Here is a 20,903-nt window from a genome sequence, read left to right on the forward strand (position 1 = left end):
GTTTCTACCTCAGTTTCAGGGTGGCAAGGCCGACCAGTACCAGAATCACGGTGATGATCCAGAAACGGACAATCACACGTGGCTCGGGCCAGCCCTTGAGTTCAAAGTGGTGGTGGATCGGCGCCATGCGGAACACACGACGCCCGGTCAATTTGAAGGAAGCCACCTGGATGACCACCGACAGGGTTTCCATCACGAATACACCGCCCATGATGAACAGCACGATTTCCTGGCGAACGATCACCGCTATGGTGCCAAGGGCAGCGCCCAGCGCCAGCGCGCCGACGTCGCCCATGAAGACTTGTGCCGGGTAGGTGTTGAACCACAGGAACCCCAGGCCGGCACCGATCAGCGCGCCGCAGAACACGATCAGCTCACCAGCGCCCGGTACGTAAGGGATCAGCAGGTATTCTGCGAATTTCACGTTGCCCGACAGGTAGCAGAAGATGCCGAGTGCACCGCCAACCATCACCGTCGGCATGATCGCCAGGCCATCAAGGCCGTCGGTCAGGTTCACCGCGTTGCTGGAGCCGACGATCACGAAATAGGTCAGCACCACGAAGCCGACACCCAGTGGAATGCTCACATCCTTGAGCATCGGGATGATCAAGGTGGTTTCCACGGCGCTTGGCGCAGTGGTGTACAGGAAGACTGCCGCAGCGAGACCGAACACCGACTGCCAGAAATACTTCCAGCGGCTTGGCAGCCCCTTGGAGTTTTTCTCGATCACTTTGCGGTAGTCATCCACCCAGCCGATGGCACCGAACAGCAGGGTCACCAGCAGCACCACCCACACGTAGCGGTTATGCAGGTCGGCCCAGAGCAAGGTGCTGACGCCGATGGACGACAGGATCAGCGCACCGCCCATGGTCGGCGTGCCGGACTTGGACAGGTGCGACTGCGGGCCGTCATTGCGAACCGATTGACCAATTTGCAGGTTCTGCAGGGTGCGGATCATCCACGGCCCCAGAAACAGTGACAAAGACAGCGCGGTCAGCACACCCAGGATCCCGCGCAGGGTCAGGTACTGAAAGACCGCGAAGCCTTTGTGGAACTGTTGCAGATACTCAGCCAGCAGCAGCAGCATTAATGTTTCTCCGTACTTGAGCCACACAAGGCTGCGACGACGTTTTCCATCACCGCGCTGCGCGATCCCTTGATCAAAATGGTTGTGTGTTTGTCGTGTTCAGTCGCCGTCAGCGCCTGGATCAATTCAGCTTGCGTCGCAAAATGCCGCGCACCGGGACCGAAGGCGCTCACGGCGTGAGTCATGTTCGGGCCGACCGCGTAGAGCGCGTCGACCTTGCCGCTGGCGTAGGCACCCACTTCGCGATGGGACTGCTCGGCCCAGTCGCCCAGCTCGGCGATATCGCCCAGCACCAGTACTTTGCGGCCATCGAAACCCTTGAGCAGATCTATGGCGGCGCAGACCGAGGACTGGTTGGCGTTGTAGGTGTCATCAATCACGCGCATCCCGTTGGCAGCCAATTGCGCCACAGTGCGGCCCTTGACCGGCTGCACCGCGCCCAGGCCCGTAGCGATACCGAACAGCGACACGCCCAGGGCATGGGCGGCGGCGGCGGCGGCCAGGGCGTTGGCAACGTTATGGTTGCCCAGCAGGTTCAGCTGCACGTGTTCGCTGCCTTGCGGGGTATGCAAGGTGAAGGACGGGCAACCGCGGGCGTCGACGGTGATATTTGAAGCATGGAAGTCGGCCGCGGCATTGAGCACCGCAAACGTCATCACCTTGCGGCCGGCGGCGCGTACACGCCAGGTCTCGAAAGCCTTGTCGTCCAGGTTCAGCACAGCGGTGCCCGAGGCGTCGAGCCCTTCAAGGATTTCACCCTTGGCTTCGACGATTTTTTCCGGGCCGCCGAACTCGCCGACATGGGCGGTACCGGCATTGTTGATGATCGCCACGTGAGGCTTGGTCAGCGCCACGGTGTAGGCGATTTCGCCGATACGCGAAGCCCCCAGCTCGATCACGGCTGCCGTGTGCTCCGGGGCCAGTTCGAGCAGGGTGAGCGGTGCGCCGAAATCATTGTTGAGGTTGCCCCGGGTCGCAAGCACCGGCCCGCGCGTACGCAGGACACCGGCAAGCAGTTCCTTGACCGTGGTCTTGCCGCTGGAGCCGGTAATGGCCGCCACCGGCTTGTCAAAAGCAGCGCGGTTGAGCGCACCCAATTGACCCAAGGCCAAGCGAGTATCGGGCACCAGCAATTGCGGCAAGGTGGAGTCGGGCACTTCACGCTGTACCAAGGCACCGACGGCACCTTTGGCGGCGACTTCGTTCAGGTAGTCGTGACCATCGAAGCGCGGGCCTGCCAAGGCGACAAACAACTGCCCAGGCTGAATGTTGCGGCTGTCGATACTCACGCCGTTGAAGGTGCAATCGCTCGACACTACGCGGGCCGACAGGGCCTGGGTAAGTTGGCTGAACTGCATGACTTTAAGCATGGGCGACCTCCCAGGCAGTCAAGGCGTGATCAGCCTCGACCAGATCGGAGAAGGCATGGCGCTCGCCGTTGATTTCCTGGTAGTCCTCGTGCCCCTTGCCCGCCAGCACCACCACATCGTCAGCGCTGGCGCTGGCAATCAGTTGGGCAATGGCGGCACCACGACCAGCAACGAAGGTGGCCTTGGAGGCATCTTTGAAGCCGACACGGATGTCATCGAAAATCTGGCTTGGGTCTTCACTGCGCGGGTTGTCGTCGGTGACGAGTACGCCGTCGGCCAAACGCTCGACAATCTCAGCCATCAACGGACGCTTGCCGCGATCGCGATCACCGCCGCAGCCGAACAGGCAGAGCAATTTGCCCTTGGCATGTGGGCGCAGGGCTTCGAGAACTTTTTCCAGGGCATCCGGGGTATGGGCGTAATCGACCACCACCAGCGGCTGTTTGCCGCCACCCAGGCGCTGCATACGGCCAGCCGGGCCCTCAAGCTTGGGCAGTACGCGCAGGATTTCATCCAGGGCGTAATCCAGACCCAGCAGCGCGCCGATGGCAGCGAGTACGTTGCTCAGGTTGAAGCGGCCGAGCAAGGTACTGCGCAAGTGGTGTTCGCCCTGGGGCGTGACCAACGTGGCGCGTACGCCCTCGTCATTGAACTGGGCTTCGCGGCAATACAGGTAGGCACTGGAATCTTTCAGGCTATAACTGATCAGGCGTGCTTCGCTTTCTTCGCCAGCCAGTTGACGGCCAAATGCGTCGTCCAGGTTGATCACCCGGCACTTCAGGTCATTCCAGGCAAACAGCTTGGCCTTGGCGGCGGCGTACGCCTCCATGGTGCCGTGGTAGTCGAGGTGATCACGGGACAGGTTGGTCATCACCGCAACGTCAAAGGCCAGGGCAGCCACTCGCCCCTGATCCAGACCATGTGAGGAAACTTCCATGGCAACCGCCTTGGCGCCGGCCTTTTTCAGGTCGGCCAGGGTCGCTTGCACGGCAATCGGGTTCGGCGTGGTGTGCAGGCCGCTTTGCAGCGCACCATAAAAGCCAGTGCCCAGGGTGCCGACGATGCCGCAGTGCTGGCCCAACAGGTCAAGAGCCTGGGCGACCAACTGGGTCACGCTGGTCTTGCCATTGGTGCCGGTCACGCCGATCAGGTTGAGTTGGCGGCTCGGGTCGCCGTAAAAACGCCCGGCGATGTCAGAGAGCTGCGCAGCCAGGCCCTTGACTGGAATCAACGGCACGTCGGTGATCGGCAGCACAGTGGCGCCTTCCACTTCATAGGCCACAGCCGCCGCGCCGCGCTGCAGGGCGTCTGCGATATGCGCACGACCATCGAACTTGCCGCCAGGCACCGCCAGGAACAGGTCACCGGCGCGTACGTTGCGGCTGTCCAGGCTCAATTCGCGAATCAGCAGATCGCGGCCGGCATGGGCAAAAATCTTGTTGAGGCTCAGAGACATCAGCCGCGCCCTCCATTGGCTTTGACAGCGGCGGCCGGTGGTCCGGCGTTGGCTTGTTGGGTCGGCGGCAGATTGTCCGGCGTGATGTTCATCAGGCGCAGGGTGCCGGACATCACTTTGCTGAACACCGGCGCCGAGACCAGGCCACCGAAGTAGCCGGCTTTACTCGGTTCGTCGATGACCACGACGATGGCGTAGCGCGGGTCGCTCATCGGGCCGAAGCCAGCGAACAGCGAGCGGTAGGAATTTTCGGCGTAGCCTTTGGTGCCCACGGACGTCTTACGCGCAGTACCGGACTTGCCTGCCACGTGATAAGCCGGCACCTGAGCCCGGAATACACCGCGTGGAGCTTCGATCACTTGTTGCAGCATGCCCTGGATGGTCTTGGCGACTTTTTCCGGAATGACCTGGTTGGCTTTCGGCGGTTCGTCCACATGGATCAGGCTCAGCGGCACCATGCGGCCGTTATTGGCCAACACCGAAAACGCGTGGGCCAGCTGGATCGCAGTGACCGACAGGCCGTAGCCGTAGGACAGCGTGGCAGTCTCGGCCTTTCTCCACTCGCGGTAGTTCGGCAGGTTGCCCACGCGCTCACCCGGAAAATCGAGACCGGTGGGTTGCCCCAGACCGATTTTCTGCGCCAGGTGATAGATCGTTTCGCCGCCAATGTCGAAGGCAACCTTACTCATGCCCACGTTACTGGAGTTGATCAGGATGCCTGTCAGATCCAGCACCGGACCTTCGCTGCGGGATACGTCACGAATGGTGTATTTGCCAAGTTGCAAGGTGCCTGGGTAAACCTCGACCTTGTCGGTAGGTTTCCAGCGCCCGGTTTCCAGGGCAGCGCTCATGGAGATGGCTTTCATGGTCGAACCGGGCTCGAACACGTCGATCATTGCGCGGTTACGCATCATCGCCGGCTGCAGGTTGCGACGGTTGTTGGGGTTGTAGGTCGGCTGGTTGACCATGGCGAGGATCTCGCCGGTCTTCACGTCCATGATCACCAGGCTACCGGCCTTGGCGCCGTTCTCGATGATCGCGTTACGCAGTTCGCGGTTGGCCAGGTATTGCAGGCGCAGGTCGATCGACAACGCCAGAGGCTTGCCGGCCTTGGCGTTTTTGGTGACCTGGACATCCTTGATCAGCCTGCCGCGCCGATCCTTGATGACCTGCCGCTTGCCCGGAACTCCGGCCAGCCATTCGTCGTACGCCAGCTCAACGCCTTCGCGACCATGATCATCGATATCGGTAAAGCCGACCATGTGCGCGGTGGTTTCACCGGCCGGGTAGAAACGACGAAACTCCTCGATGCCGTAGACACCGGGGATTTTAAGGTCGAGCACCTGCTGGCCTTGCTCGGGGGTGAGCCCGCGAACCAGATAGATGAATTCCTTGTTGGCCTGGGCTTCGAGGCGATCGGTCAGGGCCTTGCGGTCCTGACCAAGGGCGGCGGCCAGCTCGGGCCACTTGTCCTTGGCAACTTGCAGCTCTTTAGCGTTGGCCCACAGCGTCGTCACCGGGGTACTGACGGCCAGGGGCTCGCCATTACGGTCGGTGATCAGGCCGCGGTGCGCAGGAATTGGAATATGCCGCAGGCTGCGGGCGTCACCCTGGCCGATCAGGAAGTCGCGGTCGACCACCTGCAGGTCGAAGATGCGCCAGACGATGGCACCCACCATCAATGCCAGCAAGCCGAGCATCAGGCGGAAACGCCACGGGTAGAGTGCGCCTTCGAGCTTCATCATGGCGCCACCATGCGAACTTCGGCCGCGCCCGGGATGTGCATCTTCAACTGCTCGGTGGCCAGCACTTCGATACGGCTGTGGGCTGTCCAGGTACTTTGTTCGAGGATCAACCGGCCCCACTCCGCCTGCGCCTTGTCACGCACGCTCAACTCCCCATACAGGGTATTGAGCAACTGACGGTTCCAGTGGGCGCTGTAGGACACCGCAATCGCGGACACCAGCACGCCGACAAACAGCAGCAACATAAAGAAGCTGCCGCCCGGCAGGGGTTTGGCGAAAAGCTTGCTCACCGCAGCTTCTCCGCGACGCGCATGACGGCGCTACGGGAACGTGGGTTGGCCTTGAGTTCGGCTTCGGAAGCGAACTGCGCTTTGCCATGGATTTTGATTTTCGGCACAAAGGCTTCGAAACGTACCGGCAGGTTGCGCGGCAGGTTGTCGGACTCGCCCTTGACCAGACGACGCATGAACAGTTTGACGATGCGGTCTTCCAGGGAGTGGAAGCTGATCACCACCAGGCGACCGCCCACTTCCAGAGCATCCAGAGCGGCTTCGAGGCCGGCTTCCAGATCGCCCAATTCGTTGTTGACGTGAATGCGCAGACCCTGGAACGCGCGAGTTGCCGGGTTCTTGCCCTTTTCCCACGCAGGGTTGGCGACCTTCAACACTTCGGCCAGGTCGGCGGTACGCTCGAAAGGCTGGATTTCCCGACGCTCGACCACGGCACGCGCCATCCGGCCGGCGAAGCGTTCTTCGCCGTATTCCTTGAATACGCGGGCGATTTCTTCCACCGGTGCAGTGGCGATGAACTGGGCAGCGCTGACCCCACGGGTGGGGTCCATGCGCATATCCAGGGGGCCGTCGTTCATGAAGCTGAAGCCGCGCTCAGGGTCGTCGAGCTGCGGCGAAGACACGCCCAGGTCGAGCAAAACCCCGGCCACCTTGCCTGCCATGCCGCGCTCGGCGACTTCGGCACCCAGCTCGGCAAAGCTGCGCTGCACAACGACAAAGCGGCCGTCTTCGGCCGCTAGCGCTTGCCCGGTGGCAATCGCTTGAGGGTCCTTGTCGAACCCGAGGAGCTTACCGTCGGGCCCGAGCTGGCTGAGTATCAAACGGCTGTGCCCGCCCCTGCCGAAGGTGCCATCCAAATAGCAGCCATCCGCGCGTACGGCGAGAGCCTCAACGGCTTCGTCAAGCAGTACGGTGATGTGGTTAAAGCCGCTATCAATAGTCACAGGATCAAATCACGCAGTTCATCAGGCATGGCGCCCGGTTGTTGAATAGCAGCCAGGTCAGCTGCAGACACAGCATCCCAGGCATCTTCGTCCCACAATTGGAACTTGTTCAGTTGGCCCACCAGCATTGCGCGCTTGTCGAGCTTGGCGTACTCGCGCAGACGCGGAGGCACCAGGAAACGACCGCTGCCATCGAGTTCAAGGTCAACGGCATTGCCGATCAGCAAACGCTGGAGGCGGCGGTTTTCTTCACGCAATGAAGGCAGCGCGCGCAACTTGGTTTCAATCAACTCCCACTCATCGAGAGGGTAAACACACAAACAAGGGTCAACGGCGTCAATCGTGATGATTAACTGCCCTGAACTTCGCGAAATGAGCTCGTCACGATACCGGCTCGGCATGGCGAGACGGCCTTTTGCATCGAGACTGATAGCGTTAGCTCCGCGAAACACAGATGCGTTTCTCCAAATTTTAGCGTTTTACGTTCAAAAAACCCACTTTGTGCCACTTTCCGCCACTTGCGCACACTATAGGAATGCGCCTACCACACCGTCAAGGCGCGGATTCAAGGAAAAGCCTTACAGAACGGAGATTTAGGAGGGTAAGAGGAGGAGAAACGAGAGTTTGACGATGTTTTTGACTCAACAACGGCAAATAGCTCATGGAGCTACGACTTAAAGTTAAAGTAATTTATTAAGAGTAAGATTTTTTTGGTATTACGAAGACGCATCTGCCAATGATTTGGCAGGGAGGGATTCTTGCGTTACTACCGGGTTTGCGCACGAGATTCGAACGCAAGGAAAAAAGGTGGAGAGTCGATCTGTAAGCCGGGTTCTGTCTTGAACAGTCATTCGTCTACGATGGCCATCACTGGACATCTTTAGCAACCTACCCGGTCCCAGCGCGGGCCACGCCTTGGGACCCTATTTGGTCTTGCTCCAAGTGGGGTTTACCTAGCCACGAACTGTTGCCAGTCGTGCGGTGCGCTCTTACCGCACCTTTTCACCCTTACCGGCACCGAAGCGCTTAGGCGGTTATTTTCTGTGGCACTTTCCGTAGGCTCACGCCTCCCAGGCATTACCTGGCACTTCGCCCTATGGAGCCCGGACTTTCCTCCCCCCCCTAATTTTCATAGAGGGCAGCGACTGTCCAATCGACTCTCCGCCGCGCAGGTTAACGGCACGAAGGTCTGAGGACAAGTATTAAAGTGCGGCAGTGCCATCATGTTCAGACGAAATACAGATTCGACCCCGGAACTATTCAGCCTTCTGTTTATCGAGCGCCACTTGATACAACACGTTTTTACGCACCCCGGTAATTTCTGCGGCAAGGGCAGCGGCACGCTTGAGCGGCATCTCCTTGAGCAACAAGTCGAGGATGCGCATGGCTTCGCTGCCCACGGCATCTTCATTCTCCGGCGCACTCCAGCCCGCCACCAGCACCACACATTCGCCTCGCTGCTGATTGCTGTCGCCCTCGACAAACGCCCGCAACGCCTCCAGCGGCAGCCCTTTAAGGGTTTCGAAGGTCTTGGTCAACTCCCGCGCCAGCAATGCCAGCCGCTCGCCGCCGAACACCAGTTCCATATCCTGCAGGCATTCAAGGATGCGGTGCGGAGCTTCGTAGAAGATCAGGGTGCGCGGCTCTTCCTTCAGGGCCTGAAGGCGTGCGCGACGGCCGACTGCCTTGGCCGGCAGGAAACCTTCAAAAATAAACCGATCCGACGGCAAGCCTGCCGCAGATAATGCGGCAATCAGCGCGCACGCTCCCGGAACAGGCACTACATTGATACCAGCGGCGCGTGCCTGGCGGACCAGGTGGTATCCCGGATCGGAAATCAACGGCGTACCCGCATCGGAGATCAATGCCACGTCATCACCGGCCAGCAAGCGGGTGATGAAACGGCTGCCTTCTTCACGCTCATTGTGCTCATGGCACGCCGCCAGTGGCGTGCTGATTCCAAAATGCTGCATCAACCGTTGGGAGTGCCGCGTGTCTTCCGCCGCGATCAATTTAACCTCGCGCAACACCTTCAGCGCCCGGGCACTGATGTCGTCCAGGTTGCCAATCGGCGTCGCCACCACAAAAAGCGAGCCAGCAGTGGAATTCAATGGACCTGGAGCAGTCAAAACGCACACCTCGATGGTTGGCAAAAGCCACATTGTAGCGCGTAGACGCCTTGAAAATATGCCATCACGGTGGATGCCGTTTCAGCCAGCCTTTGCCAATCGCAACATTTACACGACCTAAATCCACGGTTTCACGCCACTAACATCGCGCCTGGGCCAGTGCTTGGGTACACTTCCACGCTAATTTGATCGGTATCAGGAACACTTACATGATCGCTTGCCTGCGGCTGCTCTCCGCCCTCTGCCTCGCTGCCTTGCTGGCCGCGTGTGCCAGCTCGCCCTCGTCCAGCCTTGGCGACCTGCCACGGACTCCGGATGCCAGTATCGAGCAACTGCTCGAACAGGCAACGAACGCCAACACGCCAGAAAAGGCCGCCATGCTGCGCCTGAGTGCGGCAGACCTGGCCTATCAGCAGAACAATGCCGGCCGCTCGTCGCAGATCCTTGCGCAGGTGCCCCTGGACGTCCTCAAACCCGCCGCGCAGATATTTGCCAGCACCCTGGCCGCCGAACTGGCGATGACTCGCAACCAGCCCAAGGCGGCATTGGCGGCGCTGAACCATCCCAGCCTGCAAAGCCTGAAGGAGCTGCCGGCAGACCAGCAGATCCGCACCGGTACCGTGCACGCCCGCGCTTACGAAGCCGACGGCCAGACCCTGGCCGCCGCTCGCGAGCGGGTCGCCATGGCGCCGCTGCTGACCGGCGATGCCGCTGCAAGCAACCACGAAGCCATCTGGGTGCTGATTGCCGCGCTGCCGGCCGAACAGTTGCAAGCCACCGGCAACCCGACACTCGATGGCTGGGTGACCCTGGCCCAGGCGGTCAAGGGCGCCGGCACCCTGGAGCAACAACAGGCTGCTATCGATACCTGGCGCGCACAGAACCCGGGCCACCCGGCAGCGGTGCAACTGCCCACGCCGCTGACCAGGCTCAAGGAACTGGCCAGCCAGCCCCTGAACAAGATCGCCGTGCTGCTCCCGCAGGAAGGCCCATTGGCTTCGGTCGGCAAGGCATTGCGAGAGGGTTTCATGGCGGCTCACTACCAGGCCGAACAGGCCGGGCAGAAGGCGCCGGTCATCGAGTTCTACGACAGCTCGCGCCTGAGCTCCCTCGATGACTTCTACGCCAAGGCCCAGGCCGCCGGCGTGCAATTGGTGGTCGGCCCGCTGGAAAAACCACTGGTGAAACAACTCAGTGCACGCCCGCAATTGCCGATCACCACCCTGGCACTCAATTACAGCGAGACCGACCAAGGCCCGGCGCAACTGTTCCAGTTTGGCCTGGCCGCTGAAGACGAAGCCCGTGAAGTGTCGCGCCGCGCCCGTGCCGATGGCCTGCATCGCGCCGCTGCCATGGTGCCGCGTGGCGAATGGGGCGAGCGTGTCTACAAGGCCTTCCGCCAGGATTGGGAAGCCAATGGCGGCACTGTGATGGGCGTCGAGTATGTCGATCAGCCAGTGGCACTTGCCCAGCAGATCGCCGACCTGTTCCAGTTGCGTAAAAGTGAAGGTCGCGCCAAGAGCCTGCAAAGCACGGTCGGCACCGACGTTGCCGCCCAGCCTTCGCGTCGCCAGGACATCGAGTTCATCTTCCTGGCGGTCACCCCGCAACTGGCCCAGCAGATCAAGCCGACCCTGAACTTCCAGTACGCCGGCGATGTGCCGGTCTACGCCACGTCCCATGTCTTCAGTGCCAGCGGCGACCGCAACCAGTACCTGGACATGACCAACGTGATGTTCTGCGAAACCCCTTGGCTGCTTGACACCACCGACCCGCTGCGCAACCAGGTCGCCGCGCAATGGCCGCAAGCCAATGGCAGCCTGGGCCGCCTGTACGCGATGGGCGTCGACGCCTACCGCCTGGCACCGCGCCTTGGCCAACTCAAGGCGTTGCCGGACACCCGTGTCGACGGTCTCTCGGGCAACCTGGGCATCAGCGCCAACCAGCGCGTTGACCGCCAGATGCCATGGGCGAAGTTCGTCGGCGGCGCCATTCAGCGCCTGCCCGATACCCCACGCTGATGCCTGAGCGGTCCAGCGCACAAAGCGGCAAGGATGCCGAACTTCAAGCGCTGAAATATCTGCAACAACAGGGTCTGCGCCTTCTGGCGCAGAACTGGTTATGTAAACGCGGCGAGCTTGATCTGGTCATGCTTGACGGCGATACAGTAGTATTCGTCGAAGTCCGCTACAGAAAACACGCACAATGGGGTGGCGCGCTCGCCAGTATCGACGGGCGCAAGCGTCAGAAACTGATACTCGCCGCGCAGTTTTTTCTGCTAAAAGAGCATCGCTGGGCTGACAGCCCCTGCCGTTTCGATGTGGTCGCCATAGAAAGCACACCGTCGGGTCCTGCTGATCTGAACTGGCTCAAAGATGCCTTCGACAGCTGACGCACCCGGCACCTTCACCACACACTTTTGCTCTTTGCATTGCGGGCTGCACATTACCTGTGCCAAACAGCCGCGCTACTTAAGGTCACACAGATGGACATGCAATCCCGAATTCGCCAGCTTTTTCAGGCCAGCATCGACACCAAGCAACAGGCGATGGACGTACTTGCACCGCACATCGAGCAAGCCAGTCAGGTCATGGTCAACGCCTTGCTCAACGAAGGCAAAATGCTTTCGTGCGGCAACGGTGGTTCGGCTGGCGATGCCCAGCATTTCTCTTCAGAGCTGCTCAACCGCTTCGAGCGCGAGCGCCCGAGCCTGCCGGCCATTGCCTTGACTACCGACTCGTCGACAATCACTTCGATTGCCAACGACTACAGCTACAACGAAATCTTCTCCAAGCAGATCCGCGCCCTCGGCCAGCCGGGCGATGTGTTGCTGGCGATTTCCACCAGCGGCAACTCGGCGAATATTATTCAAGCGATCCAGGCCGCACATGATCGTGAAATGATTGTCGTAGCCTTGACCGGTCGCGATGGTGGCGGCATGGCTTCGCTGCTGCTGCCTGAGGACGTGGAGATTCGCGTCCCGGCCAATGTCACTGCACGCATTCAGGAAGTCCACCTGCTGGCGATCCACTGCCTGTGCGATCTGATCGACAGCCAACTGTTCGGGAGTGAAGAATGACCGTTAACCGCCTCAGCCTTTTGGCCATTACGCTGTGCCTCGCCATCAGCGGCTGCAGCTCGGCAATCACCGCTACACGGGACACCCCCATCCAGGACGACCGGGGCACACGTACTTTCGGCAGCACCATCGATGATTCGCTGATCGAAACCAAGGTCAAGGTCAATGTCGCCAAGGCCGCCACAGACCTGGGCAACGGCGCCTCGCGCATCGTGGTGACCAGCTTCAACGGCGTCGTCCTGCTGGCAGGGCAAACCCCGCGCGCCGACCTCAAGGCCCAGGCTGAACAAGCCGCTGCGGGCGTGCAACGAGTCAAGAAGGTCCACAACGAATTGCAGGTCATGGACCCGATCACCCTGCTGGCCATCAGCAACGATGCGCTGCTGACCACCAAGATCAAAGCGCAGATGCTCACCGACAGCGCGGTGCCGGGCTCGCGCATCAAGATCGTTACCGATAATGGCATCGTCTACATGATGGGCCTGCTGACCCAGGCCGAAGCGACCCGTGCCGCCAACCTGGTGCAGGGCGTGTCGGGCGTACAGAAGATCGTGAAGGTGTTCGAATACATCGACTGATGTAGACACACAGCCACAAAAAAGGGCGCCGTGCATTGACTGCACGGCGCCCTTTTTAGTGGCCAGTGTTTACTGGTACTGCTGGTACGGGTTGCCCTGGAACTGGTTGTTCTGCTGCGGCGCCTGTTGTTGCTGCTGTTGACCAGGCTGGCCGTATTGCTGGCCTGGGATCGGGCCGAGGTTGACTTCGACACGACGGTTCTGGGCACGGCCATTCACATCGCTGTTGCTGGCAATCGGGTTATCCGGGCCGGCACCGCGAGCACTCAGGTTGGCAGCACTGACACCCTGGGAAGTCAGGTAGTCGGCCACGCTCTGCGCACGGCGCTGGGACAGGTCCATGTTCAGTTGGCGACTACCGGTGCTGTCGGTGTAGCCGACGATCTGGATGGTGTTCTGGTTGAACTGCTTGAGGGAGTTGGCCAGGTTATTGAGCGGCTGGTAGAAGCTGCTGGCGATCGCGGCCGAGTTGGTGGCGAAGGTGATGTTGCCCGGCATGATCAGCTTGATCTGGTCACCCTGGCGCTGCACTTCCACACCGGTGTTGGCCATGCTTTCACGCAGTTTTTTCTCCTGCTGGTCGGCGTAGTAGCCATAGCCGGCAGCACCGGCACCTGCAACGACGGCGCCAATCAGCGCGCCCTTGCCACGGTTGTTATGGTCGATGGCCGCACCGGCCAATGCACCGGCCAGCGCGCCGAGGCCGCCGTACTTGGCGGTCTTGCTCATACCGCTTTCAGAACCATTGCCGGCCTGTCCCTGGCTGCCGTCATAAGGATTAGGTGAGGCACAGCCAGACAACAGGGCTACGGCGGTAGCGACAACAAGCAGACGACGCGGAGTAAACATGAAGGGAGCTCCTACTTTTGCATTCTGTGATGCAGAGGACATTGGCAATGGACCTGTGCCGAGTTTGGAACGCGACAAGCGGCAAAAATTCCGTGGGTACGCAAAGCATAGCTGTCTTTGGCTCGAGCCTGTGCCTGCGTGTCTGTACCGACTTGTATCAGAGCCGACAACCCATCACGCACGCACGAAAGGGTTCTCTCGCATCTCATCGCCCAGCAACGTATCCGGCCCATGCCCTGTCACCACTGTCGCGCGCTCATCCAGCGTGTATAAGCGCTGCTTGATCGACCGCACGATCGTCGCCTGGTCGCCGCCCCACAAATCCGTGCGCCCAACGCCGCGCCGGAACAAGGTGTCACCGGCAATCAGCAGCTTGGCATCGGCAAACCAGAAGCTCATCGAACCCGGCGTATGCCCAGGGGTGTGCAAGGCAACACCGCATCCACAGGCCAATTCTTCATCGTGTTCCAGCCAGCGATCCGGCGACGGCACTGGCACATAGGGCACGCGAAACATCTGGCATTGCATTTCCAGGTTATCCCATAGAAATTGATCATCTTTGTGCAGGTGCAGCGTGGCTCCGGTTTTTTCTTTCAATTGGCCAGAGGCCAGGAAGTGATCCAGGTGAGCATGAGTGTGGATAATGCTCACCACCTTCAGACCCAACGCATCAAGACGCGACAGGATCAATTCGTGATTGCCGCCGGGGTCGACTACGATGGCTTTTTTAGTGATCGGGTCGCCAATGATGGTGCAGTTGCACTGCAACGGGCCGACGGGGAAGGTTTCGCGAATCAGTGGTGGTTTTTCGGTAGTCATGAGTGTCCTGCAAGCTCTCTGGCGCGTTCCAAGTGCAGTATGGTGGAGGTTGCCCCCACTCTGGAAGGGATCGATTCGGCGGTGTATCCACTGCTAAGCTACACAAGCGCCATCCCCCGCTGCAGTCCGTCGCATTTGGAGCAACACCCATGGCGAATCAACAGATCATCTGCGAGCACTGCGACTGCGTGTACGAAAAGGTCACGCTCGCCAAACATCAAAAAGCCCTGTGTGTGCGGTGCTCGGGTGTGCTGCAGCGCTATAACGGCCTGTCGGTGCAACAACGCCTCGCGCTGACGGTGACCGCAGCAGTGCTGTGGACCTTTGCCAACTTTTATCCGGTGATGAGCATCAGCCTGCAGGGCTTGAAAAACAGTGCGACGCTGTGGGATTCGGTGGTGGCGCTGAGCCTGGGGCCGATCACGTTCATTGCGTTGGTGGCGGCGATCTCCATCATCATCGCGCCGGTGTTTCAGCTGGTCTTGCTGATCTGGGTTTTGAGTTTTGCCTTGGCCGGCCAGCGTTCGCCGGCGTTCAAACTGTGCATGCGCTGGCTGGAAGCGCTCAGGCCCTGGAGTATGCTGGAAGTCTGCCTGCTGGGCGCCATGGTTGCCGTGTTCAAACTGGCGGGTATGCTGGATGTGATCCCCGGTACCGGCCTGTTTGCCCTGGCCGCCCTCAGCCTGTTGCTGATCCGCATTGCAGGGCGCGATGTCCGCGACCTGTGGGACACCGTATGAATTCACCGCCCACCGCCCGCGAGCTCAACCTGTGCCTGTGCCATACCTGCGGCCAGGCCTGCGACATGCGCCTGGAGCCCACTGAATGCGAGCGCTGCGGCGCGCCCTTGCACCGGCGCAAAACGCAATCGCTGACACGCACCTGGGCCTACATGCTCACCGCCCTCGCCTTTTACATACCGGCCAATTTGCTGCCGGTGATGAACACCACCATGCTCGGCTCCGGCGCAGACAGCACCATCATGAGCGGCGTGCTGGAGTTCTGGCAGCATGGCGCCTGGGACATTGCCCTGATCATTTTCATCGCCAGCATTGCCGTGCCGGGCATCAAGTTCTTGTCACTGGGGTTGCTGCTGATCACCGTGCAGCGCAACAGCCAGTGGGCGCGCAAGGAACGCTCAAAGCTGTTTCGGTTTATCGAGCTGATCGGCTATTGGTCGATGCTGGACGTCATCGTGGTCGCACTGGTGGCCGCGCTGGTTAAGTTTCAAGCCCTGGGCACGATCGAACCGCGCCTGGGCATTCTGTTTTTTGGCTTGGTGGTGGTATTTACCATGCTCGCGGCCATGAGTTTTGATCCCCGGCTAATCTGGGAAAACCCACATAACGAGGAGACCTCGGATGAGCGCATCCAAGGCTGACACCCCTGCGGGGCAACCCGCGATCAAGACGCGTCGCTTCAGTGTCTCGCTGGTCTGGATCGTGCCGATTGTCGCCGTGCTGGTGGGGATCTCGCTGGTGATTCACAGCGTCATGCAACAAGGGCCGACCATCGTCCTCAACTTCAAGACCGGCAGCGGGCTGGTCGCCAACAAGACCGAGGTCAAATACCGCAACGTGGTGATCGGCCAAGTGACCGCCGTGGCCTTGAGTGGTGACCAGAAAAGTGTCAACGCCACCATCGAGCTATCCAAACAGGCCGAAAGCTTCACCCGCGAGGACTCTAAATTCTGGGTGGTGCGCCCACGTATCGGCGCAGGCGGCGTATCCGGTATCGACACGCTGCTGTCCGGCGACTACATCGGCGCGGATATCGGCCAGTCCGAAACCCGCGCCAAACATTTCACCGGCCTGGAAAACCCGCCCCCCATCACCTATGGCGAGCCTGGCAAGCGTTTCACCCTGCACACGCAGACGCTGGGCTCCCTGGACATCGGCTCGCCGGTCTATTACCGCAAAATCCCGGTAGGCCAGGTGGTGGCTTATGAGTTGGACAGCGAAGGCAAGGGCGTGAACGTCGAAGTCTTCATACACGCGCCCAATGATGGGTATGTCACCGAGAACACGCGGTTCTGGAATGCCAGCGGTGTCGATCTGAGCGTCGGTGCCAATGGCTTTGCGCTGAAGACCGAATCGGTGTCGTCCATGCTGATGGGCGGGATCTCCTTCCAGGCCCCACCCTACAACCCCAACGACAAGCCGGCCGAGGAAAATCGCGGCTTTGAATTGTTCGAAGACCAGCAAAGCGCCCTCGCACCGCCCAATGGCAAAGGGCAATACATGGTCCTGCGCTTTGATCAGGCCCTGCGTGGGCTGAAAGTTGACGCACCGGTTGAGTTCCTCGGCGTCGAGTTCGGCAAGGTGGTGTCGATCAATCTGGATTTCGATGCGAAGAAACGCAGCTTCCCGGTCAATGTCGGCATCGTGATCTACCCGCAACTGCTCGGCGCGGCCCATACCAAGCTGCTCAAGGCCATGAACAACAACCCTGACGATGAGGCGGCCGGCGTGCGCCTGATCGGCAGCTTCATTGAAAACGGCCTGCGCGCCCAGGCCCGCAGCGGTAACCTGCTGACCGGCCAGTTGTACATCGCCCTGGACTTCTACCCCAAGGCCGAGAAAGTGGCGTTCGATCCGAACCAGCGCCCCGTGGGCATTCCCACCATCCCGGGCAACCTGGAACAACTGCAGGAGAAGTTCGAAGGTATCGTCAACAAGCTCAGCCAACTGCCGGTCGAGCGGATTGCCGGCAACCTCGATGCCAGCCTGGTCGAACTGCGCAAGGGCCTGGCGCAATTCAACGCCAAGACACTGCCGGGTGTGCAGACGACACTGGCCGACGTGAGCAAGACCCTGCAATCGGCCAGCTCAACCCTGGCAGAAGACTCACCCCAGCGTGAACAACTGACCCAGACCCTGGATGAACTGGCACGCATGTCGCGCTCCTTGCGCGAGCTGTCCGATTACCTGGGCCGGCATCCGGAGTCGCTGATTCGCGGTCGTCCTGATAACGCCGCGCCGAACGACCTGCAAGGGCCACCCCGCAAATGACCATTGGAGCCGCCATGACGTCGCCGTTGAAGATCACACTGCTGACCACGATGCTGTTGCTCGCGGCCTGTCGCAGTGACCCCATCGCCTTCCACACCCTGACCCCGGCACATGCGAGCAACAGCTCACGCGCAGATGCTGGTGGTGTACGGATTGAAAGCCTCAGCGTGCCGCCCCAGGTCGACCGCGCGCAGATAGTGGTGCGCCAGGGTGACAGTGGGTTGGCGATTCTTGAAACCCAGTGGTGGGCCGCCAGCCTCGCTGACGAACTCAGGAGCGCGTTGGTGGATCAATTGGCCAATAGCGATCCACGCCACGCTGTGGCCCTGCGCCTTGAAGTGCAACGCTTTGACTCGGTCCCCGGGCAGTACGCGCTGCTCGACGTGCGCTGGCGCCTGCGCCAGATCAATGGCGACCGCCCAGCCCTGACTTGTCGCAGCACCTTGCAGTCACCCGCGGGGCCAGGCATCGACGATCTGGTGGTGGCGCATCAGAACAACCTCAAGCGGTTCGCGGCACTGATCAATCAAACCATCGGCACGTCACTCAAAGGCTGCCCTGCCGCGCCATAAACTGCGCTGGGCTCAGACCAGCAAGCCCATGGCCTTGGCTCGCGCCACTGCCTGGGTTCGGCGCTCCACGCCGAGCTTGCTGTTGATATGGCTGGCGTGGGTCTTGACGGTGTGCAAGGAAATAAACAGCTGGTTGCTGATTTCCTGGTTTGAACAGCCTTGGGCAATCAGTCGCAGCACCGCCAGCTCTCGCGTACTCAGGGTTTCTTGATGAGCTGGGGCCTGGACCACGCTGACTTGGGGCAGCAGCGCCAGCAAGCTCTGGTTCAGCAGACCATGGGGATCTTTGCCCAACTGCTCACGCATCCAGTCCGGGTAGCCCTCCAGCAACCGCTGGAACGGCTGCAACGCGCCGCCCGAGCCGGCTTCAAGTGCACGGGCCAATACCTGTCCGGCCTTGGCCTCCTGGCCGCCCGCCAACAGAAGCTGCACCTGCTGGGTCAGCGCCATCAAGGCAATCATCTGTCGCCCACTGTTCTGGGACTGTTGCGCCAATGCTTCCAGACATTGCAACGCGGTGTCGGGCTGATGGCGTATGGCATCGAGCGCGGCTTGTTGCAGTTCGATATGTTGTGGCAGGTGTGGGTGGAACTCCGGCGCGGCAGCGGCGTGCTCGCCGTTGTAGGTCTGCCCCAGCCTGGTCAGCCAGGCGTCCGCCAGCTCGGTACGACCCTGGGCCAGCCATAGCTCGCATTTGATCAACGTAATCATCGCCAGGTAATAGATCGGCGGTACGTCCCAGATGTGCATCAAGCGCTCGGCCTCGGCCAGCTCGGCAAAGGCATTGGAAAACTGGCCGCGCCGCCCTTCAAAGTTGGCGATCACGCAATGCCCGATCAGCACGCTGATATCCCGGCAGGCACGGGCTTCGGCCAGGCCGGCGCGCAAACGCACAAGGCCGGCTTCGGGCTGGTAACGCGCCAGCAGCAGGTAACCTTCGTAGAGCGACAACCGCGCACGCACCGCATACAGGCGCTGGGGCGCCAGGCCGTGCAAGCGTTCCAGGCCCTGGCGCACTTCGTCCAGGGAGCGCAGGATTTCGCCGCGTGACTGCAACACCCGCGCCCGGTCGTAATGGGCCAAGGCTTCAAACAACGGATTACCGACGCGCTGCGCCAGCTCCAGGGATTCGCGGTTCAAACCGCGGGCGCGCCACAGGTCGGCATCGACAATTGCCAGGTTGGACAGGGTCGACAGGCACATCAGGCGCTGGCCGTAGCGCTTTTGCGGCAGGCTCTCCAGTGCCTCGTTGCAATAGCGCAGGGTCAATTCGCGCTCCCCGCGCCCACGGGCGATGATCCCGCTCAACGCCAGCCATTGGGCCAACATGGACCTTTGCGCGGTCGCCGAGGGTGCCGGCAGGAAGCGACTGAGGTAGCTGGAAAGCTCCTGGGCCGCGTCCAATTGGCACGCCAGCCCCAATGCCCAGCTGTAGAGCACGATCAAGCGCGGCGTGCTGATCAGCAGGCTGTCGGGCAAGTCCATCTTCCAGCGCAGCAACATGCCAACATTCTGCTCTGCCAACAGTTGCTCTTCGGACAGGTTCTGGACCAGGTTCGCCGCCACGTCCAGATGGCCGGCCCGCAGCGCCTGCTCTACTGCCTCGTCGATCAAACCCTGGGCGTTGAACCAGCGGCAGGCGCGCAAGTGCAAGCTGGCAGGCGGCAATGTGGTGCTCTTCTCGCGGCGGGTACGCAGCAGGTCGGAAAACAAATGGTGATAGCGGTACCAGTGGCCCTGTTCATCCAGCGGCACCAGGAAAACCTGATGGGCCTGCAAATAATTCAGGATTTCGGCGCTGTCATGGGCTTCGCGGACCGCGTCGCACAACTCGCTGCAAAAACGCTCCTGGGGAGCAGTGTCGTACAGGAACGCTTGCACGTCGGCAGGCAGGCAGTCGATGACTTCTTCAAGCAGGTAATCACGAATCAGCCCTTCGCCACCGTGAAGGCTTTGGGGCAAGCCCCCCTCATTGCCACCGGCTTCGGACGCCGCCAATAGCCAGAAGCGCAGGCCGGCGACCCATCCCTCGCTGCGGCGGATCAGGTTTTCCAACGCTTCGCCGCCTAACGCGCCGCTGTGCCCATCCAGCACGGCCAGGGATTCGTCGTGAGTCAGGCGCAGGTCTTGTTCATGCAGCTCCAGCAGATGCCGCGACAAACGCAGGCGCGCCAGGTGCCAGTCCGGACGCTGCCGGCTGGTGACCAGTACCAACAGACCGTCGGGCAAATGATTGAGGAAAAATTGCAGGCAACGATCCAGCACCGGGCCCTGGGCCAGGTGGTAGTCATCCAGCACCAGCAATAGCGGCGAGCGCGTGGACAGATGCTCCGCCAGCTCATCGAGCAGGCCATCCAGCCATTCTTCAAAGGCAAAGGGTTGATGACGCTGACGCATTTTCAGCAAACCCAGGGATTGGGCGCCCAACTGCGGAAAATAGTGCTGCAAGCCGTCGAGCAATCGCTCCAGGAAGCGGCCGGGGTCATTGTCCCGTGGGCTCAGGCCCAGCCACAGACTTTGCCAGTGGGCCGGCAGGCCCTGGCAGAACTCCACCGCCAACGAACTCTTGCCGAACCCCGCCGGTGCGCAGACCAGCAACAATCGCCCGTCCAGGCCCGCGTTCAACCGTTGGCACAGGCGCGGGCGCAGCACGTAGCCGTCAGGCAATGGGGGCCTGTAGAAGCGGCCTTCCAGGGTTGGCATCACCACACTGGCAGGCCCTTGGATTCGGGACAGATCAGTCATCGCCGGGCTCTTGTAGAAGGCTGTTGTCGGCATTGCAGATGTCCGCAGACTAGCGGTAAAAGCGGCGGGATTGTAGATCTTTGCAACAATTGGCTGAAAAAGAACTGCGACAAGAAATATCCCTACAAACAGCACACACAAAAAGTGGGAGGGGGCTTGCTCCCGATGGTAGTGGATCAGTCAGAATTTTAATCGACTGTCAGACCGCCATCGGGGCAAGCCCCCTCCC

General features: G+C 60.9%; 19 protein-coding genes and 1 other RNA gene. 8 read left to right on the forward strand and 12 right to left on the reverse strand.

The genetic code is table 11. The features are described 5' to 3' along the window. Window positions 1-4: 4 nt before the first annotated feature. From mraY to rsmI, 9 genes are all read right to left on the reverse strand, one after another. Window positions 5-1,087 carry a phospho-N-acetylmuramoyl-pentapeptide-transferase gene (gene mraY / locus TK42_RS15260; RefSeq protein ID WP_005784939.1) on the reverse strand — a complete coding sequence of 361 codons (1,083 nt, stop codon included), beginning with the start codon at window positions 1,085-1,087 and terminating at the stop codon, window positions 5-7. Continuing rightward, window positions 1,087-2,457, reverse strand: coding sequence for a UDP-N-acetylmuramoyl-tripeptide--D-alanyl-D-alanine ligase (gene murF / locus TK42_RS15265; RefSeq protein ID WP_103734620.1), 1,371 nt, complete (start codon window positions 2,455-2,457; stop codon window positions 1,087-1,089). Before murF ends, mraY begins: the two co-directional genes overlap by 1 nt. Continuing rightward, the gene (locus tag TK42_RS15270) at window positions 2,450-3,913 is read right to left on the reverse strand and encodes a UDP-N-acetylmuramoyl-L-alanyl-D-glutamate--2,6-diaminopimelate ligase (RefSeq protein ID WP_005784935.1); all 1,464 of its coding nucleotides are present in this window, start codon (window positions 3,911-3,913) and stop codon (window positions 2,450-2,452) included. The genes murF and TK42_RS15270 overlap by 8 nt, the downstream gene beginning before the upstream one ends. Beyond that, complete coding sequence (locus TK42_RS15275) at window positions 3,913-5,655, reverse strand: penicillin-binding protein 2 (RefSeq protein ID WP_164699553.1); 1,743 nt, start codon at window positions 5,653-5,655, stop codon at window positions 3,913-3,915. The genes TK42_RS15270 and TK42_RS15275 overlap by 1 nt, the downstream gene beginning before the upstream one ends. After that, window positions 5,655-5,948 carry a cell division protein FtsL gene (gene ftsL / locus TK42_RS15280; RefSeq protein WP_003188663.1) on the reverse strand — a complete coding sequence of 98 codons (294 nt, stop codon included), beginning with the start codon at window positions 5,946-5,948 and terminating at the stop codon, window positions 5,655-5,657. Before ftsL ends, TK42_RS15275 begins: the two co-directional genes overlap by 1 nt. Further along, on the reverse strand, window positions 5,945-6,892 hold the full coding sequence (gene rsmH, locus TK42_RS15285; protein WP_005784932.1) for a 16S rRNA (cytosine(1402)-N(4))-methyltransferase RsmH: 948 nt from the start codon (window positions 6,890-6,892) through the stop codon (window positions 5,945-5,947). Before rsmH ends, ftsL begins: the two co-directional genes overlap by 4 nt. Continuing rightward, window positions 6,889-7,344, reverse strand: coding sequence for a division/cell wall cluster transcriptional repressor MraZ (mraZ, locus tag TK42_RS15290; protein ID WP_003171868.1), 456 nt, complete (start codon window positions 7,342-7,344; stop codon window positions 6,889-6,891). The genes rsmH and mraZ overlap by 4 nt, the downstream gene beginning before the upstream one ends. A 355-nt stretch (window positions 7,345-7,699) precedes the next feature. Continuing rightward, window positions 7,700-8,053, reverse strand: an RNA gene (gene rnpB / locus TK42_RS15295) — RNase P RNA component class A. 95 nt (window positions 8,054-8,148) lie between these two features. Next, a complete protein-coding gene (rsmI, locus tag TK42_RS15300; protein ID WP_164699512.1) occupies window positions 8,149-9,054 on the reverse strand; it encodes a 16S rRNA (cytidine(1402)-2'-O)-methyltransferase in 906 nt (301 codons plus the stop codon). Between the two features lie 176 nt (window positions 9,055-9,230). On the opposite strand from rsmI, the gene TK42_RS15305 reads away from it, so the two are divergent. The 4 genes from TK42_RS15305 (at window position 9,231) to TK42_RS15320 (ending at window position 12,678) form a co-directional block, all read left to right on the forward strand. Continuing rightward, window positions 9,231-11,042 (forward strand): penicillin-binding protein activator, encoded by a 1,812-nt coding sequence (locus TK42_RS15305; protein WP_078820309.1) that lies wholly within the window; start codon window positions 9,231-9,233, stop codon window positions 11,040-11,042. Next, entirely contained in the window at window positions 11,042-11,413 is a 372-nt protein-coding gene (locus TK42_RS15310; RefSeq protein ID WP_005784926.1) for a YraN family protein, read from the forward strand. The genes TK42_RS15305 and TK42_RS15310 overlap by 1 nt, the downstream gene beginning before the upstream one ends. 93 nt (window positions 11,414-11,506) lie before the next feature. Further along, window positions 11,507-12,100 carry a phosphoheptose isomerase gene (locus TK42_RS15315; protein WP_007904374.1) on the forward strand — a complete coding sequence of 198 codons (594 nt, stop codon included), beginning with the start codon at window positions 11,507-11,509 and terminating at the stop codon, window positions 12,098-12,100. Next, on the forward strand, window positions 12,097-12,678 hold the full coding sequence (locus TK42_RS15320) for a BON domain-containing protein (RefSeq protein WP_005784922.1): 582 nt from the start codon (window positions 12,097-12,099) through the stop codon (window positions 12,676-12,678). Before TK42_RS15315 ends, TK42_RS15320 begins: the two co-directional genes overlap by 4 nt. 69 nt (window positions 12,679-12,747) lie before the next feature. On the opposite strand, the gene TK42_RS15325 is transcribed toward TK42_RS15320, so the two are convergent. Both TK42_RS15325 and TK42_RS15330 read right to left on the reverse strand, forming a co-directional pair. Beyond that, complete coding sequence (locus TK42_RS15325) at window positions 12,748-13,527, reverse strand: OmpA family protein (RefSeq protein ID WP_103734621.1); 780 nt, start codon at window positions 13,525-13,527, stop codon at window positions 12,748-12,750. 174 nt (window positions 13,528-13,701) lie between these two features. Continuing rightward, window positions 13,702-14,346, reverse strand: a complete 645-nt coding sequence (locus tag TK42_RS15330) for an MBL fold metallo-hydrolase (RefSeq protein ID WP_032877732.1) — start codon at window positions 14,344-14,346, stop codon at window positions 13,702-13,704. A 149-nt stretch (window positions 14,347-14,495) separates the two neighbouring features. On the opposite strand from TK42_RS15330, the gene TK42_RS15335 reads away from it, so the two are divergent. Genes TK42_RS15335 through TK42_RS15350 form a run of 4 tightly spaced genes read left to right on the forward strand, consistent with a single transcriptional unit; the run spans window position 14,496 to window position 17,929 of the window. Then, complete coding sequence (locus TK42_RS15335; RefSeq protein WP_005784917.1) at window positions 14,496-15,086, forward strand: paraquat-inducible protein A; 591 nt, start codon at window positions 14,496-14,498, stop codon at window positions 15,084-15,086. Continuing rightward, the gene (locus TK42_RS15340) at window positions 15,083-15,727 is read left to right on the forward strand and encodes a paraquat-inducible protein A (protein WP_032877734.1); all 645 of its coding nucleotides are present in this window, start codon (window positions 15,083-15,085) and stop codon (window positions 15,725-15,727) included. The genes TK42_RS15335 and TK42_RS15340 overlap by 4 nt, the downstream gene beginning before the upstream one ends. Beyond that, window positions 15,708-17,357: an intermembrane transport protein PqiB gene (locus tag TK42_RS15345; RefSeq protein WP_032877736.1), complete on the forward strand. Its 1,650-nt coding sequence runs from the start codon at window positions 15,708-15,710 to the stop codon at window positions 17,355-17,357. Before TK42_RS15340 ends, TK42_RS15345 begins: the two co-directional genes overlap by 20 nt. Before the next feature lie 14 nt (window positions 17,358-17,371). Further along, entirely contained in the window at window positions 17,372-17,929 is a 558-nt protein-coding gene (locus tag TK42_RS15350) for a membrane integrity-associated transporter subunit PqiC (protein ID WP_032877738.1), read from the forward strand. A gap of 12 nt (window positions 17,930-17,941) precedes the next feature. On the opposite strand, the gene TK42_RS15355 is transcribed toward TK42_RS15350, so the two are convergent. After that, on the reverse strand, window positions 17,942-20,674 hold the full coding sequence (locus tag TK42_RS15355) for a LuxR C-terminal-related transcriptional regulator (protein WP_103734622.1): 2,733 nt from the start codon (window positions 20,672-20,674) through the stop codon (window positions 17,942-17,944). Window positions 20,675-20,903: the final 229 nt, after the last annotated feature.

Source organism: Pseudomonas sp. GZJR-8 (assembly GCF_002916705.1).
Taxonomy (GTDB): Bacteria; Pseudomonadota; Gammaproteobacteria; order Pseudomonadales; family Pseudomonadaceae; genus Aquipseudomonas; species Aquipseudomonas synxantha_A.

Coding starts and splice junctions, on each gene's coding strand:
- TK42_RS15355 (WP_103734622.1), bottom strand. CDS start 20,674: ATGACTGATCTGTCCCGAATCCAAGGGCCTGCCAGTGTGGTGATGCCA.
- TK42_RS15315 (WP_007904374.1), top strand. CDS start 11,507: ATGGACATGCAATCCCGAATTCGCCAGCTTTTTCAGGCCAGCATCGAC.
- TK42_RS15345 (WP_032877736.1), top strand. CDS start 15,708: ATGAGCGCATCCAAGGCTGACACCCCTGCGGGGCAACCCGCGATCAAG.
- TK42_RS15320 (WP_005784922.1), top strand. CDS start 12,097: ATGACCGTTAACCGCCTCAGCCTTTTGGCCATTACGCTGTGCCTCGCC.
- TK42_RS15270 (WP_005784935.1), bottom strand. CDS start 3,913: ATGTCTCTGAGCCTCAACAAGATTTTTGCCCATGCCGGCCGCGATCTG.
- TK42_RS15305 (WP_078820309.1), top strand. CDS start 9,231: ATGATCGCTTGCCTGCGGCTGCTCTCCGCCCTCTGCCTCGCTGCCTTG.
- TK42_RS15310 (WP_005784926.1), top strand. CDS start 11,042: ATGCCTGAGCGGTCCAGCGCACAAAGCGGCAAGGATGCCGAACTTCAA.
- mraY (WP_005784939.1), bottom strand. CDS start 1,087: ATGCTGCTGCTGCTGGCTGAGTATCTGCAACAGTTCCACAAAGGCTTC.
- murF (WP_103734620.1), bottom strand. CDS start 2,457: ATGCTTAAAGTCATGCAGTTCAGCCAACTTACCCAGGCCCTGTCGGCC.
- TK42_RS15325 (WP_103734621.1), bottom strand. CDS start 13,527: ATGTTTACTCCGCGTCGTCTGCTTGTTGTCGCTACCGCCGTAGCCCTG.
- TK42_RS15330 (WP_032877732.1), bottom strand. CDS start 14,346: ATGACTACCGAAAAACCACCACTGATTCGCGAAACCTTCCCCGTCGGC.
- TK42_RS15335 (WP_005784917.1), top strand. CDS start 14,496: ATGGCGAATCAACAGATCATCTGCGAGCACTGCGACTGCGTGTACGAA.
- TK42_RS15350 (WP_032877738.1), top strand. CDS start 17,372: ATGACGTCGCCGTTGAAGATCACACTGCTGACCACGATGCTGTTGCTC.
- TK42_RS15340 (WP_032877734.1), top strand. CDS start 15,083: ATGAATTCACCGCCCACCGCCCGCGAGCTCAACCTGTGCCTGTGCCAT.
- TK42_RS15275 (WP_164699553.1), bottom strand. CDS start 5,655: ATGAAGCTCGAAGGCGCACTCTACCCGTGGCGTTTCCGCCTGATGCTC.
- rsmI (WP_164699512.1), bottom strand. CDS start 9,054: ATGTGGCTTTTGCCAACCATCGAGGTGTGCGTTTTGACTGCTCCAGGT.